The following is a 15,849-nucleotide window of genomic DNA, read 5'->3' on the forward strand; positions in this document are numbered from 1 at the left end:
CATATCCTATTTTATTCTTTCTACATCTGCTTTAAAATCTACATAGTGAGGAAGCTTAAAGTGAGATATAAACCCTAATGAATCTATACCATCTATATGAAGTAATACAAATTCTTCATCTTGGGCTAATTTTTCACTATTTGGTTCCAAAGATTTATCTAGTATAGCCATAGATATAGCCTTATTTTCATTATTTCCCATACAAAGACCATATCCTAAAGACATTTTATTTATATCTCCCGATTTATTTTTAGAATTTTCAGACTTACTTTGTGATGCTTTTGATACTATTTCACACTCAGTAACTAACATTTCTCCGATTGTTATTTGCTCATCTTCATAAATAGGATGTTTTATTTTTATATATACATCTCCTGTCCTAAGTTCACTTATATATGGATGTTCATCACCAAAACCTCTTACAATAGAATAAGCAAACCCTGATACGGCTCCACTTTCACCTCTAGTAAGTGCCTGCAATTTAGCTGACCTAGAAACTGGAAATCTTAGGCTGTTTCTTGTAATATCATCTATTACTTCTTCTAATTTATCTTCATAAGTATCCTCTTCCAACAAATTCTCTTTTCTAAATATATTAGATACTTTTGTGAATTTAGGTATTTCATTCACTTTTTCTAAGTCATTTATATAGTTAGCTTTAAAATCTCTATTTTTTTCTTCATCTTCTTTAAGCAACTCTACATTTAGTATTCTATTTTCATAATCTCTAGTTGCTCCAAGATACTGCCCTCCTGGTATATCTTTAAATGTAGCTGATATTCTTCTACCTATTCTCATTTCTTCTGTATTTATAGGTTCTGAATAGGTTACTCTAGGCATTGTTGACCTTAATGCTCTTATATAGAAAGATGCTTCTAATATATCACCTTGAGCCTGTTTTATAGCTAATACAGATAATTCCTTATTGTATAGACTTCCTTCAGAAATCACTTTGTCCACAGCATAAGACATTTGCTCTTTAATTTGTTTTACATCTATTGGTAGGCTTTCTCCTTTTATTCTATAAAATTCAAGTATATTTTTAGCCTGTAATATAGCTTCTTCTCCACCTTTAACTGCCACATAAGCCATTATTATAATACCTCCCAACTTAATTTTGATGACCTTGGTATAAATGCAAGTTCTCCTTTGTTATCTATTAAAATCAAATCTGCCCCTGTCGGATAGTCTTTATTTATCATAAGTAATCTTTCTAAGAATTCTTGTTTAACTCCATCTATATATAAATTCTTTTTAGATTTTATACCAGGACCACTTAAATAAAGTCTTATGAATTTATCTTTATAATCTGTTGATAGTTCATTTACTTGGTGTATTATAGTTGTACTTTCATCAGGATATTCAAAAGAACCTATTTTAATTTGTAGTATATCTAATTCTGAATTAATATCTAAAAACAGATAATCTGATTTATTGTAATTTACTTGGTTTGACATTGTCAGCGCTCTTATATTTTTTATATCTTCTTTAGTACAGTTTTCTATATAGAAGGTAACTTCTTGGTCTAATAAAGTAATTGCTATACCAATTGCTCCATTTGATAATTTTGTATTATTTTCTATATTTATATTATTGATGTTATTTAATTTCCCAGGAAATGAAGCACTATCTAGCAACTTTCTATATATTTCTTGCGTGTAACTTACCATGATTCTCCTCCTACTTAATCCATAGTATTGAATTGGACTTTTGTTTTATTAATTAAACTAAATTCATTAATAAGTTCTTGCTCATATCTTAAACTTTCTTCACAGATACTTTTATTTATGTAGTTCTTTAATTCATCAAATTTATTATTATTGCTATGTAAAACTGCATCTATAGCTGCCAAGCAAATAACTTTTTTTTCATTATTTTCTGCAACTATACCATAGCCTAAGCTTTCATCCACCTTAACACTACACTCTGTAACTAGTATTTCTCCTAAATTAAATGTAGTATTTTTTACACTTTCGTTGGCTCTCACCATCACTGTAGCTAAGCTAGGGGCTTTAATTATAGAAATGCTTGATGTATTTTTTATCATTAAATATATTTGCTCTAATTTCTCATAGTTCATATTTATCAATATCTTAGTACTATCAACTGTATGCAAAATTTTGCCTCCTTAATCTTTCCTTTATTTACTTATTTCTAAGAATATAATATACAATCTAAGTTAAATGGATATTATGTTTGAGTTAATTCTAGTGAATATCTTGTAAATTCTTTTTTAACAATGTTAAGAAATATGTTATAAAACTAATAAAAAATTATAATATTACAAATAAAAAAAGCATACCATTCAAACTGAATGGTACGCTTTTTCTATATTTGTAACTATTCTTTTTGTATAATTGTAAATTTTATTTTTAATTTACTTATTTTATATTAAAGAACTTCTTCGCATTTTCTTTAGTAATTTTACACACTTCCTCATAAGATATTCCTTTTTCTTGAGCTATTTTATCTGCAACAAAAGCTACTTGAGAAGGATTATTTCTCTTTCCTCTATGTGGTTCTGGTGACATATATGGTGAATCAGTTTCTATAAACAGTCTTTCTAGAGGTATCTCTCTTACAACTTCTCTAGTTTTTTTATTATTTTTAAAAGTAACTGTTCCTGGAATTGATATATAGCATCCCATTTTAACATATTCTCTAGCTAATTCCACATTACCACTATAACAATGAAGCACACAACCTATTTCAGGACTCTTAGTGTTTTTTATTATCTCAAAAGTATCCGCATGTGCATCTCTATCATGTATTATTATTGGAAGCTTTAACTCATTAGCTAGTTCAATTTGTTTCTTAAACCACTCTTTTTGCTCTTCTCTTGGAGAATAATCATAATAATAATCTAACCCAATCTCTCCTATAGCCACAACCTTTTCATTTTCAGTTGCAAGTCTTCTTAGAGTGTCTATTGCTGTATCATCTAGTTTTGATACATCATGTGGATGTACCCCAACTGCCGAATATATAAAGTCATATTTTTTTGATAGTTCAATTGCTGTTATAGAAGTTTCTATATCTGCTCCTGGATTTACAACCAAATCTACACCTTTTTCTTTTAATGAACCAATAAGTTCATCTCTATCTTCATCAAAACTTTCATCATTTAAATGTGCATGTGAGTCAAATAACATTTTTTATCTCCTTACTGTTTAATTGCCTATTAGCGAACCTCGCATCCATCCTTGGCACCTTGTGTAAATGGTAGAACATAAGGGTCACCATCATCTCCTGCTGCTAATATCATCCCTTGAGATTCTACACCTCTTAACTTAACTGGTTTTAAGTTACATACCACTGTAACCTCTTTACCAACTAAATCTTCTGGTTTATAGTATTCAGCTATTCCAGACACTATTTGTCTTGTTTCTGGTCCAATCTTAACTTGTGATACTAATAATTTATTTGCTTTTGGATGCTTTTCACAACTTATTATTTTTCCTACTCTAAGCTCTATTTTATCCAAATCATCAATAGTAATTTCTTCTTTATGCTCTAAAGGTTTTTCTTCTACTGGAGGTTTCCCAGAAAACATTTTAGTTAATTCTTCTATTTCTTTTTCTACATCTAGTCTTGGGAATAAAGGTTCGCCTTTAAACACTTTTACGTTTTCTCCAATAAGACCAAATGTCTTTGTGCTTTCCCATGTAGTTATATCATCTTGACCTTGTATTCCTATATGTGCATATATCTTATTAGCAGTTTCATTCATTATAGGATTTATTAGTGTTGCAATTATTCTTATAGATTCACATAAATTATATAAAACTGTATCTAATTCATCTTTTTTACTTTCATCTTTAGCAAGCACCCAAGGCATAGTCTCATCTATATATTTATTAGTTCTTCTAACTAGTTTCCATACACTCTCTAATGCTTCATGGAATTGCATTTTATCCATTTCAGCCTCAAAATTTTCTCTAGTTGATACAGCTTGCTCTTTTAAATCAGCATCAAAATCAGTTGAAGTTTTTACTGTTGGTATTATACCACCGTTGTATTTTTCAACCATTGCTACAGTTCTACTTACTAAGTTTCCTAAATCATTTGCTAGGTCATAATTTATTCTTGTTACAAAATTTCTATGAGTATAACTTCCATCTTGACCAAATGCAAACTCTCTTAATAAGAAATATTTAAGAGTATCTATTCCATATCTTTCTATTATTGGCTCTGGATAAACAACATTACCCTTTGATTTACTCATTTTATCATCAGCAAACAATATCCATCCATGACCAAATACTTGTTTTGGAACTTCTAAACCTAAAGCCATTAAAAGTGCTGGCCATATTATTGTATGGAATCTCACTATCTCTTTACCTACTATTTGAACATTTGCAGGCCAATATTTTTTAAATTCTTCATCATTATCTGTCATATATCCTAATGCTGTTATATAGTTACATAAAGCATCTACCCATACATAAATTACATGCTTTTCATCAAAAGGAACTTTTATTCCCCAGTCAAAAGTTGTTCTTGTTACACTTAAATCTTCCAGCCCTTTATCTAAGAAATTTGCCACCATTTCATTTTTTCTAGCAGCTGGGAAACAGAAACTATCGTCTTTAAATAACTCTTTTAATCTATCTTCATATTTAGATAATCTAAAGAAATAAGATTCTTCTTTTACTAAGTATGTTTCTCTTCCACAATCAGGACATTTGTTTCCTTCTAATAACTGTGATTCTGTCCAGAAACTCTCACAAGGAGTACAATATCTACCTTCATACTCTCCTTTGTATATATCACCTTGTTCATATAACTTAGTAAATATTTTTTGTATTATATCTGTATGTCTTTTTTCTGTTGTTCTTATAAAATCGTCATAAGATATATCCATAGTATTCCATAATGCTTTTATATCTTTTATCATTCCATCAAGGTATTCTATTTCTGACATTCCTTGTTCTATTGCTTTCTTTTGTATTTTTTCACCATGTTCATCTGTTCCTGTCAAAAACTTTACATCATATCCACAGAAACGTTTAAATCTAGCTATTGTATCTGCAGCTACTGTTGAGTAAGTATGACCTATGTGTAATCCTCCACTTGGATAGTATATTGGTGTTGTTACATAAAAACTCGGTTTGCTCATATTACTTACCTCCTAATTTTTTATCGTTCATAATTATATATATTTCATTTAAAATAATAAAAAATCGCCTCCTATGATTTAACATAGGGGCGAGATTATTCACGGTACCACCCTAATTCATCTATAACGATTATGTTTCACATGAAATGTAGAAATTAACTTTATAGATACCTTAGTAGACTATAACGTGCCCAACCGTTTTACCCTAGCATATATGCTCAGATAAAAAGCTCCAAGACCATCTTCAATAAATCTTTTTACACTAGCTTTCACCTAACCTAGCTCTCTGATAGAAAAAATCCTTATCTACTCTTCTTTTCATAGCTTATAATTCATATTACAATTTATTTCTATATAATCACTATATTATAAAATTTTTCCCACATTGTCAACAAATTATACAAATATTACATAGCAAATAAAAACTGCTGCTATAACTCCTGCAACATGACTAATCATAGCGCATGACAATGTATGTCTAGTATTTTTTATCTTTAAACTCCCATAATAGATTGCCATTGTATAAAAAATAGTCTCAGAAGAGCCTACAATTGTAGCACCCATTTTTTCTACTAAACTGCCTATTCCAACTCTATGTGCAAGTTCGCTATACATTCCCAAGGCACCACTTCCAGATAAAGGTTTTACACTTATTAAACCTATTAATTCTTTTGGTATACTCATCATATTTGCTATTGGTGTAAATAACCATTCTAACATATCAAGGCCTTTACCAGTTTTAAATATTCCTATTGCTAAAAATATACCTATTATATAAGGTAAAATATCCCATGCAGCCTTTAAACCATCAATTGCCCCTTTTACAAAACTATCATATACATCTATTTTTTTATATTTACCATAAACTACTATGTACAAAATTATTACTGGTATAAGTAAGTTTGAAAATACTTCCATATATCTACATCCCCTTTATCTATATCTTCTTTGAAAAAATTTACATGTTATTATTGCTATTGCTGTAGATATTATGGTTGCAAATAAAGTTGTAAAAATTATTTCACTTGGGTTTTGAGCTCCCATATCCATTCTTAATTTAATTATAGTAAATGGAATTATCTGTATAGATGATATGTTTATTACCATAAACATAATCATATCATTGGTAGCTGTATCTTTTTTGTTATTTAAAGTCTGAAGCTCACTCATTGCTTTTAAGCCAAATGCTGTTGCACCATTACCAGCACCCAACATGTTCAAGGCAATATTCATAACTATATAAGACATTGCTTTGTGACCTTTTGGAATAGAAGGAAACAATCTTCTCATTATAGGATTTAATTTCTGACCTATTTTTTCAATCAAGCCTGACTCTTTTGCAATATTCATTATACCCATCCAGAGTGCCATAATACCAGCTAGACTTATTGCAAATTCTATACCTTTTGATGTTTCACTCAATATAACTTTATTTAATTCTCCCATATTTTTAGAAATCAAACTTCCTATTATTCCTATTGATACCATGTAAAACCATATTTTTCCTATTATAATCAACCTCCTCTTTAAATAATTTTATGATAGTTAGGTAATACTTTATACTTGAAAGTTGTACTATATTATGTTTTAGTATAAGTGTGGGAGTTTTTATAATTTTTAATATTTAATAATAATTAAGGAGAGAAATAATGAGAAATCTAACACTTCTTACTGATTTATATCAGCTTACTATGTTAAATGGCTATTTTGAAAAAAATATTCACGAAGACATTGTTGTATTCGATATGTTTTTTAGAAAAAACGCTTGTGATGGAGGGTATACTATAGTTTGTGGTATTGATCAGGTTGTTGAATACATAGATAACCTTCATTTTTCAGATGAAGATTTGGAGTACTTAAAAAGCTTAAATTTATTTTCTGACAAGTTTTTAAAATTTTTGAAAGAGTTTAAGTTTACAGGAGATATTTATGCTGTTGAAGAAGGGACTATAATGTTCCCTAATGAGCCATTGATTACTGTTAAAGCACCCTTGTATCAAGCTCAACTTATTGAAACAGCATTGTTGACAATAGTCAATTTTCAATCTCTTATTGCTACGAAAGCATCTAGAGTTTGCTTTGCAGCTCAAGGAGATACTGTACTTGAATTTGGATTACGTCGTGCACAAGGTCCAGATGCAGGTATATATGGAGCTAGAGCTGCTGTAATTGGTGGCTGTTCTGGAACTGCAAACGTATTAGCTGGAAAGATGTTTGATGTTCCTATAATTGGTACACATGCTCATAGTTGGGTACAAAAATTTGATACTGAGCTTGAAGCATTCCAAGCATATGCTGATGTTTATCCAGATAAATGCCTACTACTTGTGGATACTTATGATGTATTAAATAGTGGTGTACCTAACGCAATAAAAGTCTTCAAAAATATTTCTGAAAAAGGATACAAACCTATGGGTATAAGACTAGACTCTGGAGATTTAGCTTATCTATCTAAAGAAGCAAAGAAACAACTCGATAGTGCTGGTTTTTCAGATATTAGTATAACTGCATCTAATGACCTTGATGAATACACTATAACATCACTTAAGGCAGAAGGAGCTACTATAAATTCATGGGGAGTAGGTACGAAACTCATTACATCTTTCGATTCACCTTCTCTTGGAGGAGTTTACAAATTAGCTGCATCTTGTGAAAAAGGAACTCTTGAACCTAAGATAAAGATTTCTGAAAATCCAGAAAAAATAAATAATCCTGGTTACAAGAAAGTTATAAGAATATATAACGAGGACAATAAAGCAGAGGCAGATTTAATTATGTTACATGATGAAGTTATAGATGAATCTAAACCTTTAGAAATCTTCCATCCTACATATACATGGAAAACGAAGACGTTTACAAATTATAAAGTTAAAGAGCTTCTTAAGCCATTGTATATAAAAGGAATATGCAAATATAATAAAAAACCTGTTCTTGAAATAAGAAATCATGTACAATATGAATTAAGTACTATCTGGGAACAATACAAAAGACTTTCGAATCCACACATTTACAAGGTTGATTTATCTAGAGATCTTTGGTATTTAAAAACAAAAATGATAGATTCTAAAAAAGTTTTATAGGCATTAATTATTTTTATTTAAGGGGGACTGTTTATTTATGGATGTTACAGATTACAGAATCATAGAAATTTTACAGGATGATGGGAGAATTTCTATGAAGGACTTAGGAAAAATAGTTGGTTTAACTTCTCCTGCAGTTTCAGAAAGAGTCAAGAGATTAGAAGAATCTGGTGTTATAGAAGGATATAAAGCAATTGTTAATCCAGATTCATTAGGTAGAGTTATAAAAGCGTTTATTCACATATCTCTTCCAAGTAATGGATATACAGAATTCATTGAGTCTGCTGGAAAGGACCCTAGAATTGTAGAATGTCACCACATAACAGGTGATGATTGCTTACTTTTAAAAGTTATTGTAAAAGATATGTATGAATTAGAAAACGTGATTGATACTATAAAGAAAATAGGTTCTACCAAGACATCTGTTATATTATCAACACCGATACAAGCAAAATCAATATTGTAAGATAAATTGAACATTAATGGTTTATTCGCTAATACACCATTAAATATTTTTAATAAAATTTTAAGTTTTGATGTAAAAAAAGTTGTCTTTTTTAATTCTATTAAAGACAACTTCTTTTAGGTTTTTAAAGTTTGTATATTTTAAATTTAAATCAATTGTATAAGTCTTAAATTATATTAACTAACTTTATACATTTGTATAATTACTCTTATATAAGTAATTTGTTAGAATATATTCCATATAGGTCTTTAATACACCTACTTCTTCATCCTTGCCTAATAATTTTATAGTAGATACTATATCTGCATATCCAAGTAATATTATACCTATAGTATCTTCATCTACTAAATTAAATACATTAGCTAACTCTTTTTTACTCAAATCATTTTTCTTATATAAAGATAAAAGTGTCATATGATATCTTACATATTTACTTATAAGTTTATATGTCTGTATTGATAACTCTAAATTTGTACCCATATTATTTACTATTTGTGCACCTATTTTTTCATGATTTGTAAAATGAACTCTACCTGTTTCATCTAAAGTTACACTATCTGGCTTTCCTATATCATGTAAAAAGATTCCTAACTTTAATGCTTGTGACTTATTTATTTCATCATCAATATATAAATTCAAATAATTTGACACATGTTCTCTCAAATGATTTGGAAAAAATTCTTTGTCATTTAGCACTACTTCTAATTCTTTTAATGCATTTATAGAATGTTCAAAACAGTTAACAACATGATATTTACATTCTCCTACAGATTTCATTGCTTTTACTTTAGGGATTGCTTTTTCTAGTTCATTCTTTTTATCCAACTCTATAAACGTTTTATGTGTATCTTTCCTTTTTAAACTCTCTATTATAATTTTTCCTATTTCCATAAAATCACCTCAGATTCAGGTTTTATAAATCCAGAACTTGTTTATAAACAATATCCTTTTTTAATTTTCTATCTTTACAAACTACTTTTATTGCATCTTTTTTGTTCATACCACTTTCAATTAACTTTAAAACATATTCTCTATCTGTAAGAGCATCATAATCTCTTTTTTCTGATTTTTCACCATAGAAACCTTCTACTATTAATACAAACTCTCCTCTTACTTCGTTTTCTTCAAATATTTTTATAACAGTTTCTATATCTTCTCTTATTATCTCTTGATATTTTTTTGTGAGCTCTCTATTTACAGAAATTTTTCTATTTCCAAGAATTTTAAGCATATCTTTTAGTGTATCCTTCAATCTATGTGGTGATTCATAAAAAATTATAGTTCTGCTTTCCTCTTTTATTTCTTCTAGCTGTTGTCTTCTAACTTTTTTATCTCTATCCAAAAAACCTTCAAAAACAAATTTATGTGTATCCATACCAGAGCCAACCAACGCTGTTACAAATGCTGTTGCTCCTGGTAATACTTCTATCTCTATATTATTTTGTATGGACTGTCTTATTATCTCTTCTCCTGGGTCAGATATACCAGGCATACCTGCGTCACTTATTAAAGCTATGTTTTCTCCATCAATTAATTTATTGATTAAATAATCGCCTTTTGAATCTTTATTGTGCTCATGATAGCTAGTCAAAGGTTTTGAGATTTCAAAATGATTTAAAAGCTTTATACTGTGTCTTGTATCTTCTGCCGCAATTAAATCTACTTCTTTTAAGATTCTTAAAGTCCTATACGTTATATCCTCTAAATTTCCAATTGGTGTTGGACATATGTACAATTTTCCACTCATCTATAACTCTCCTATATCTTCATTATTATATATTGATTTTAATTCTTCTGTATAATTACCATCTTCTCCATAGACATATAGTGGGTCTAATATCTTAAGCTCTGGTCTGCCATCTTTTACAAATTGAACCAAAACCAAATTAGGTGCTTTTTTAGGTCTTGGATGAACAAACTGAATAACTTTTGGCTCTAATCTGTATTTTCTCCCTAAAGTTATTATATCAACCAATCTTGTTGGTCTATGTATCATGAAAAATTTACCTCTAGGCATAACTAATCTAGATGCGGTCTTTATTACATCCTCTAGATTACATTTTACTTCATGCCTTGATATTGCTTTTTTATCATTTGGATTTTTTATACCATCAATATGCATATATGGAGGATTTGATGTAACTACATGATATCCATTAAATTCCAAAACTTTGTCTATTGATTTTATATCTCCATTTATAATCTCAACTCTTTCTTCCAAATTGTTTAGTTTTATAGAACGAGTTGCCATTTCATATACATCATCTTGTATTTCTACACCAATAATTTTCTTAGCTTCACTTTTACCTGCAATTAGAACTGGTATAATTCCTGTACCAGTGCCTAAATCAACAACTTTAGCATCTTTTTTTACTTTTGCAAAATTAGCTAATAAAACAGCGTCTATACCAAAACAAAACCCATTAGTATCTTGTATAATTTTAAGACCTTTTAATTGTAAATCGTCGATTCTCTCTGAATCTTTTAATTGTATGCCCATATATAACTCTCCTCAAATATTAGTAGCTCTAAGCATTAATTGCTTTAAAAAAGGTAGGAGAAGCCCTACCTTAAATTTAATCTTCTAATTTCTTTAACTCCTTTAGTGTAGCTTCATCTAATCCATCATTGCCCTTGCATTTACCACCACAGCCCTCACACTTTTTAGGCTCTTTAAGTATTTTTATATCTTCTCTTGTATATATTTTTACTGTTTTGTCTTGGAATTCCACTTTGATTTGTTCTAGCAAAGGATTTACCTCTACAACTTTTCCTTTTCCATCATCTGATTGCACCAATGCACCTACAACAGGCATTTTTTCTATTGCTTCACTATATACATCATGTTCATATTTTAAGCAACAGAATAATCTTCCACATATACCAGATATCTTTGTTGGATTTAAAGATAAGCTTTGGTCTTTTGCCATTTTTATTGAAACTGGTTGAAAATCACCTAACCAAGAAGAACAGCAAAGCTTTCTACCACAAGGTCCTAGACCTCCTATAGACTTTGCCTCATCTCTAACACCGATTTGTCTAAGTTCTATTCTAGTCTTAAATATGGCAGCTAAATCTTTTACTAATTCTCTAAAATCTATTCTACCTTCTGCTGTAAAGTAAAAAATCAATTTATTTCTATCAAATGTATATTCGCAATCTATTAAAAACATTGTTAACTCATGTTCTTTTATCTTTTGTTGACATAATTCAAAAGTCTCTTTTGCTTTTTCCTTATTTTCTAAATATATTTTCTTATCTTCTTCTGTAGCTATTCTTATAATTGGCTTTAAAGGAGAAACTAATTCGCTCTCGTCCATTTCTTTTGGCCCAACCACTACTTTACCATACTCTAAACCTCTTGCAGTTTCTACAACTACATCCATATCTTGCTCTATATTAAAATCAACAGGGTCAAAATAATATATTTTCCCCGCACTTTTAAACCTAATTCCTACTATTTTTATCATTTAATCACCTCGTATATATTTAAAGACATAACTTGTATGCTTATATTGAAATTACAATTACTTTTAATTTTAGTCTTTGTACCTTCTATTATATCAATAATTTTAGATAATTGAGAATAACTAATTTTTCCACTCATGTTTTGGATAAAAACTAGCTTATCTATATTTATTAACATATCTCTATTTACATTTTCTTTTAATAAAATAATGTCTCTAAAATAGTTTATCATAATATCCAATAAACTTATAATCTGATTTCTATATTTCTCCATGTTATTTGGTATATTTAGAATCTCTACTATATTTTTATCTAGCATTATTTGGATATATTGTTGTATATCGTCCCTCATTACTGAAAACTCAGCCGACTGAGATAAGTCTAAAGCATTTTCAATACTACCTCTTGAAAAAGTGGCCAATATTTGGGCTCTTTCTTCTTCTATGCCCTTATTTATTAAATAAGTTTTTAAATCTGCTATTGGTATAGGCGAAAACTTTATTATGTCACATCTAGATTTTATCGTTTCTAATAATGATTCTTTATTATTTGTGACTAAAATTATTATAGCGTAACTTGGAGGCTCCTCTAATGTCTTTAAAAGGGCATTTTGAGCTTCTACCGTCATCTTTTCAGCATTATTTATTATATATATTTTATAGTCTTTATGAGGTCGTACTACTATATCTGATTGTAAGTTTCTAATCTGAGCTATTTTTATACTATTTCCATCTGGATTTATAAGTACATAGTCTGGACTATTTTCTAGATTTACATAGTCAAGTAACAATTTTGATAGCTCATCAGCAAATTTCTTTTTTCCTATTCCATCTATTCCTTCAAACATATACGCATTATTAAGTTTATTTTTATTTATAGAATTTATTAAATATTTTTTTGCAAAATCTTGTCCTATAATATTTTCAAAATACATATTTATCTCTCCATAGATTTTATTGAATCAAGAACTATTTCATAAACTTCATTATGTATACTTTCAATACTTCTTAATTTATTATTTGAAACACAATTTATTTTTTTCCAATCATATTTATTTGCTATATATAGAGCATTATTATAAGATTTCTCTAAATACTCTATATCACTTTCATGAATATCTTTCTCTTTTTCTCCTGTAATTTTGTTTTTTCTATTCTCCATAAGTTTTTCACTAAACTCAATAGGAACATCTAAAAATACAACACAATCAGGTTGAGGTATTTTAAATAAATTAAATTCATAATCAGCCAGCCAGTTAAGATATTCCTCTCTATCAGCAATGTCCATTTTAGAAGCTTGGTGCACCATATTAGAGGTTGTATATCTATCAGCGATAATTATTCCACCTTTATTATAAAATTCCTCCCAATCGGTTTTAAATGATGCATATCTATCCGCTGTAAAAAAAGTTGATGCTATATATGGGTCTACATCTGAGGCATTTTTACCAAAATCCCCTCTCAAATACATTTTTACCAAAGCAGATGATTGAGACTCATAATTTGGATATTCTACCTTCTTAATCATATAGCCTTCTTTTTTTAGTCTTTCATATAATTTCTTTGTTTGAGTTGCCTTTCCACTCGCATCTGAACCACTCTCTATAATTATTAACTTACCTCTCATTTTAATATCCTCCATCTAAACATTTTGCCTATTTTAGTATATTATTCAAATAAATTTATATATAAATATTCTATAGATTCTTCATAGTAATCCTACTTTATATATGTTCTAAATCTATTATTTCTATAAAATTTAAAGTCATATCTTTAAGTCCACTTATAACCATACCTTTAGAACTACAAAACTTTAAATAATCTATTATTTCTTTACTTATTATTTCGCCAGGAGATATTATATTTATCCCTGGTGGATATGGTACTATAGATTCTCCACACACTTTACCTATGCTGTCATATATTTTAACACTTTTTTTAGTTTTATAAAATGCTTCTCTAGGTGTTAATATTTTCTGTGGAATATCAACAGGATATTTTATGTTATCTAGTTTTGTAGATTTAAATTCTTTTATTACAATATCATCTAATGCCGTTTCTAAACTAATGAAATCTTGAGTACTATTTCCTATTGTACAGATTAATAGAACGCCATAATAATTAGACAACTCTACCTGTATATTATATTTTTTTCTTAAGATATTTTCTAATTCATATCCTGTTAATCCTATATTTTTAGCAGATATGAATACTTTTGTTTTATCATTTGTACTATATATTTCAAGATTTTTATTAACATTATTTTTGAAATTTTGGATATTATCTAAAAGTTCTTCCATTAATTCCTTGCCTTTATTTTCATATATATCTACAGCTAATTCTAGTGAAGATAATAATAAGTAAGAAGGACTTGAAGATTCAGTAATTCTTAACATGTTTGAAATTTTATCTAAGTCAACTCTATCTTCCTGTACATGTATCATTGATGATTGAGTAAAAGATGGAAGTGTTTTATGAGTACTTTGTATAACCACGTCTGCACCTTGCTCAAGAGCTGTTTTAGGAAGTTTCTCACTAAGTCCTAAATGTGCACCATGTGCTTCATCTACTATTACTACCATATTTTTGCTATGTGCGTAATTACAGATATATTCCAAATCATATGTCATTCCATAGTATGTAGGATATGTAAGCAATATTGCTTTTGCATCTAAGTTTTTATCTATTATATCAATTACATTTATTACATTCACACCTTTTAAAATATTAGTATTTTTGCATATTTCGCAAGGAATATATTCTATATCTACATCACCCAAAATACATCCGTTTATAACAGATTGGTGACAGTCTCTATTCACAATTATTTTACTTTTAGGATTACACACTGACATTATTGCAGATTGGATGCCACAACTGCTTCCATTTATTAAATAATATGTATAATCACTTTTAAATACCATTGCAGTATTTTCTTGAGAGACTTTTATAATTCCTTCTGGGGAATGTAAATTATCTGTCCCTATTATCTCAGTTGTATCCATTTTATACAAATTTTCTAATACATTTATATATCCTAATTTTTCATATATTTTTCCCTTTTTATGTCCAGGCATATGAAAAGATATTACTTCTTTATTTACAATTTCACTCAATTCATTAATTATAAACATATATTACTCCTTTTTCCCTACTGTTACCACTTATTTGAAAACTTCGATTCCTATCTATTTTACCATTAAAAAAGATACAAATTAATATTTTTATAAAATAAAATACCTCATTCTAAATATTTAGAATGAGGTATTTAATATAAAAAAGTAAAAATTGAATTATTCTCTGTCATCAGACATTAAACTTGGTATTAAATACAATCCAGCTAGACCCACAACAAAGTATATTATTCTACTTATCATTTCATATGTTCCACCGAAAATGCTACCTATTAAATCTGTTCCTAGAATACCAATTGCTCCCCAGTTAAGTGCACCAATTATAGCTAAAACTAAAGCAACTTTTTTCATTCATATCACTCCTTAAGAATTAAATTTTTATGATAATCCATAATTCCTGTGTTTAGTTTTCCCAAAATGAAAAAAGAAATACGTAATTTTTTTGTTTTTTTTGACAAAAATAAAAAAAATTACGTGGCTACGTCCTACTCTCCCAGGCAGTTTCCCACCAAGTACCATCAGCGCTAGAGAGCTTAACTTCTGTGTTCGGAATGGGAACAGGTGTATCCTCTCTGCTATTGTA

Annotated in this window: 17 protein-coding genes, 1 rRNA gene and 1 other annotated feature; of the genes, 2 read left to right on the top strand and 16 right to left on the bottom strand. The window is 28.8% G+C overall.

Going from position 1 to position 15,849, the window contains the following annotated elements:
* Positions 1-6: 6 nt before the first annotated feature.
* The 7 genes from IC174_RS18085 to IC174_RS18115 all read right to left on the bottom strand — a co-directional run bounded on the left by IC174_RS18085 (position 7) and on the right by IC174_RS18115 (position 6,637).
* Positions 7-1,092: a carbon-phosphorus lyase complex subunit PhnI gene (locus tag IC174_RS18085; RefSeq protein ID WP_227483611.1), complete on the bottom strand. Its 1,086-nt coding sequence runs from the start codon at positions 1,090-1,092 to the stop codon at positions 7-9.
* Positions 1,093-1,094: 2 nt separating this feature from the next.
* Positions 1,095-1,670: a phosphonate C-P lyase system protein PhnH gene (gene phnH, locus IC174_RS18090; RefSeq protein ID WP_227483612.1), complete on the bottom strand. Its 576-nt coding sequence runs from the start codon at positions 1,668-1,670 to the stop codon at positions 1,095-1,097.
* 14 nt (positions 1,671-1,684) lie between these two features.
* The gene (phnG, locus tag IC174_RS18095; RefSeq protein WP_227483613.1) at positions 1,685-2,116 is read right to left on the bottom strand and encodes a phosphonate C-P lyase system protein PhnG; all 432 of its coding nucleotides are present in this window, start codon (positions 2,114-2,116) and stop codon (positions 1,685-1,687) included.
* Between the two features lie 265 nt (positions 2,117-2,381).
* A complete protein-coding gene (locus IC174_RS18100) occupies positions 2,382-3,152 on the bottom strand; it encodes a TatD family hydrolase (RefSeq protein WP_227436369.1) in 771 nt (256 codons plus the stop codon).
* Between the two features lie 29 nt (positions 3,153-3,181).
* Positions 3,182-5,119 carry a methionine--tRNA ligase gene (metG, locus tag IC174_RS18105; protein WP_227436371.1) on the bottom strand — a complete coding sequence of 646 codons (1,938 nt, stop codon included), beginning with the start codon at positions 5,117-5,119 and terminating at the stop codon, positions 3,182-3,184.
* A gap of 82 nt (positions 5,120-5,201) precedes the next feature.
* Positions 5,202-5,450 (bottom strand) — a binding site (T-box leader).
* 65 nt (positions 5,451-5,515) lie between these two features.
* Positions 5,516-6,037, bottom strand: a complete 522-nt coding sequence (locus IC174_RS18110) for a spore maturation protein (RefSeq protein ID WP_227436373.1) — start codon at positions 6,035-6,037, stop codon at positions 5,516-5,518.
* Positions 6,038-6,052: 15 nt separating this feature from the next.
* Positions 6,053-6,637 (bottom strand): nucleoside recognition domain-containing protein, encoded by a 585-nt coding sequence (locus tag IC174_RS18115; RefSeq protein ID WP_227436375.1) that lies wholly within the window; start codon positions 6,635-6,637, stop codon positions 6,053-6,055.
* A 131-nt stretch (positions 6,638-6,768) separates the two neighbouring features.
* On the opposite strand from IC174_RS18115, the gene IC174_RS18120 reads away from it, so the two are divergent.
* Positions 6,769-8,199: a nicotinate phosphoribosyltransferase gene (locus IC174_RS18120; protein ID WP_227436377.1), complete on the top strand. Its 1,431-nt coding sequence runs from the start codon at positions 6,769-6,771 to the stop codon at positions 8,197-8,199.
* A 37-nt stretch (positions 8,200-8,236) separates the two neighbouring features.
* On the top strand, positions 8,237-8,665 hold the full coding sequence (locus IC174_RS18125) for an Lrp/AsnC family transcriptional regulator (protein ID WP_021386461.1): 429 nt from the start codon (positions 8,237-8,239) through the stop codon (positions 8,663-8,665).
* A gap of 186 nt (positions 8,666-8,851) precedes the next feature.
* Here the strand turns inward: IC174_RS18125 and IC174_RS18130 are convergent, their stop codons facing one another.
* From IC174_RS18130 to rrf, 9 genes are all read right to left on the bottom strand, one after another.
* Positions 8,852-9,556 (bottom strand): HDIG domain-containing metalloprotein, encoded by a 705-nt coding sequence (locus IC174_RS18130; protein WP_227436379.1) that lies wholly within the window; start codon positions 9,554-9,556, stop codon positions 8,852-8,854.
* A gap of 22 nt (positions 9,557-9,578) precedes the next feature.
* Positions 9,579-10,412 (bottom strand): 16S rRNA (cytidine(1402)-2'-O)-methyltransferase, encoded by an 834-nt coding sequence (rsmI, locus tag IC174_RS18135; RefSeq protein ID WP_227436381.1) that lies wholly within the window; start codon positions 10,410-10,412, stop codon positions 9,579-9,581.
* Positions 10,413-11,165 carry a tRNA1(Val) (adenine(37)-N6)-methyltransferase gene (locus tag IC174_RS18140; RefSeq protein ID WP_227483614.1) on the bottom strand — a complete coding sequence of 251 codons (753 nt, stop codon included), beginning with the start codon at positions 11,163-11,165 and terminating at the stop codon, positions 10,413-10,415.
* A 76-nt stretch (positions 11,166-11,241) separates the two neighbouring features.
* Positions 11,242-12,135, bottom strand: coding sequence for a stage 0 sporulation family protein (locus IC174_RS18145; RefSeq protein WP_227436386.1), 894 nt, complete (start codon positions 12,133-12,135; stop codon positions 11,242-11,244).
* Positions 12,132-13,067 (bottom strand): ATP-binding protein, encoded by a 936-nt coding sequence (locus IC174_RS18150; protein ID WP_227436388.1) that lies wholly within the window; start codon positions 13,065-13,067, stop codon positions 12,132-12,134. The genes IC174_RS18145 and IC174_RS18150 overlap by 4 nt, the downstream gene beginning before the upstream one ends.
* Positions 13,068-13,069: 2 nt before the next feature.
* Positions 13,070-13,759, bottom strand: coding sequence for a deoxynucleoside kinase (locus tag IC174_RS18155; protein WP_227483615.1), 690 nt, complete (start codon positions 13,757-13,759; stop codon positions 13,070-13,072).
* A 97-nt stretch (positions 13,760-13,856) separates the two neighbouring features.
* Positions 13,857-15,266 carry an aminotransferase class I/II-fold pyridoxal phosphate-dependent enzyme gene (locus IC174_RS18160; RefSeq protein ID WP_227436393.1) on the bottom strand — a complete coding sequence of 470 codons (1,410 nt, stop codon included), beginning with the start codon at positions 15,264-15,266 and terminating at the stop codon, positions 13,857-13,859.
* A gap of 159 nt (positions 15,267-15,425) precedes the next feature.
* Entirely contained in the window at positions 15,426-15,617 is a 192-nt protein-coding gene (locus IC174_RS18165; protein WP_227436395.1) for a DUF378 domain-containing protein, read from the bottom strand.
* Between the two features lie 121 nt (positions 15,618-15,738).
* Positions 15,739-15,849 (bottom strand): 5S ribosomal RNA (gene rrf, locus IC174_RS18170); the annotation flags it as partial.

This window comes from Clostridioides sp. ES-S-0001-03 (assembly GCF_020676075.1).
Taxonomy (GTDB): Bacteria; Bacillota; Clostridia; order Peptostreptococcales; family Peptostreptococcaceae; genus Clostridioides.

Excerpts from the sequence above, each read along its gene's own strand:
- IC174_RS18085 (WP_227483611.1), bottom strand. The coding sequence starts at position 1,092 with ATGGCTTATGTGGCAGTTAAAGGTGGAGAAGAAGCTATATTACAGGCT.
- phnH (WP_227483612.1), bottom strand. The coding sequence starts at position 1,670 with ATGGTAAGTTACACGCAAGAAATATATAGAAAGTTGCTAGATAGTGCT.
- IC174_RS18100 (WP_227436369.1), bottom strand. The coding sequence starts at position 3,152 with ATGTTATTTGACTCACATGCACATTTAAATGATGAAAGTTTTGATGAA.
- metG (WP_227436371.1), bottom strand. The coding sequence starts at position 5,119 with ATGAGCAAACCGAGTTTTTATGTAACAACACCAATATACTATCCAAGT.
- IC174_RS18110 (WP_227436373.1), bottom strand. The coding sequence starts at position 6,037 with ATGGAAGTATTTTCAAACTTACTTATACCAGTAATAATTTTGTACATA.
- IC174_RS18120 (WP_227436377.1), top strand. The coding sequence starts at position 6,769 with ATGAGAAATCTAACACTTCTTACTGATTTATATCAGCTTACTATGTTA.
- IC174_RS18125 (WP_021386461.1), top strand. The coding sequence starts at position 8,237 with ATGGATGTTACAGATTACAGAATCATAGAAATTTTACAGGATGATGGG.
- IC174_RS18130 (WP_227436379.1), bottom strand. The coding sequence starts at position 9,556 with ATGGAAATAGGAAAAATTATAATAGAGAGTTTAAAAAGGAAAGATACA.
- rsmI (WP_227436381.1), bottom strand. The coding sequence starts at position 10,412 with ATGAGTGGAAAATTGTACATATGTCCAACACCAATTGGAAATTTAGAG.
- IC174_RS18140 (WP_227483614.1), bottom strand. The coding sequence starts at position 11,165 with ATGGGCATACAATTAAAAGATTCAGAGAGAATCGACGATTTACAATTA.
- IC174_RS18145 (WP_227436386.1), bottom strand. The coding sequence starts at position 12,135 with ATGATAAAAATAGTAGGAATTAGGTTTAAAAGTGCGGGGAAAATATAT.
- IC174_RS18150 (WP_227436388.1), bottom strand. The coding sequence starts at position 13,067 with ATGTATTTTGAAAATATTATAGGACAAGATTTTGCAAAAAAATATTTA.
- IC174_RS18155 (WP_227483615.1), bottom strand. The coding sequence starts at position 13,759 with ATGAGAGGTAAGTTAATAATTATAGAGAGTGGTTCAGATGCGAGTGGA.
- IC174_RS18160 (WP_227436393.1), bottom strand. The coding sequence starts at position 15,266 with ATGTTTATAATTAATGAATTGAGTGAAATTGTAAATAAAGAAGTAATA.
- IC174_RS18165 (WP_227436395.1), bottom strand. The coding sequence starts at position 15,617 with ATGAAAAAAGTTGCTTTAGTTTTAGCTATAATTGGTGCACTTAACTGG.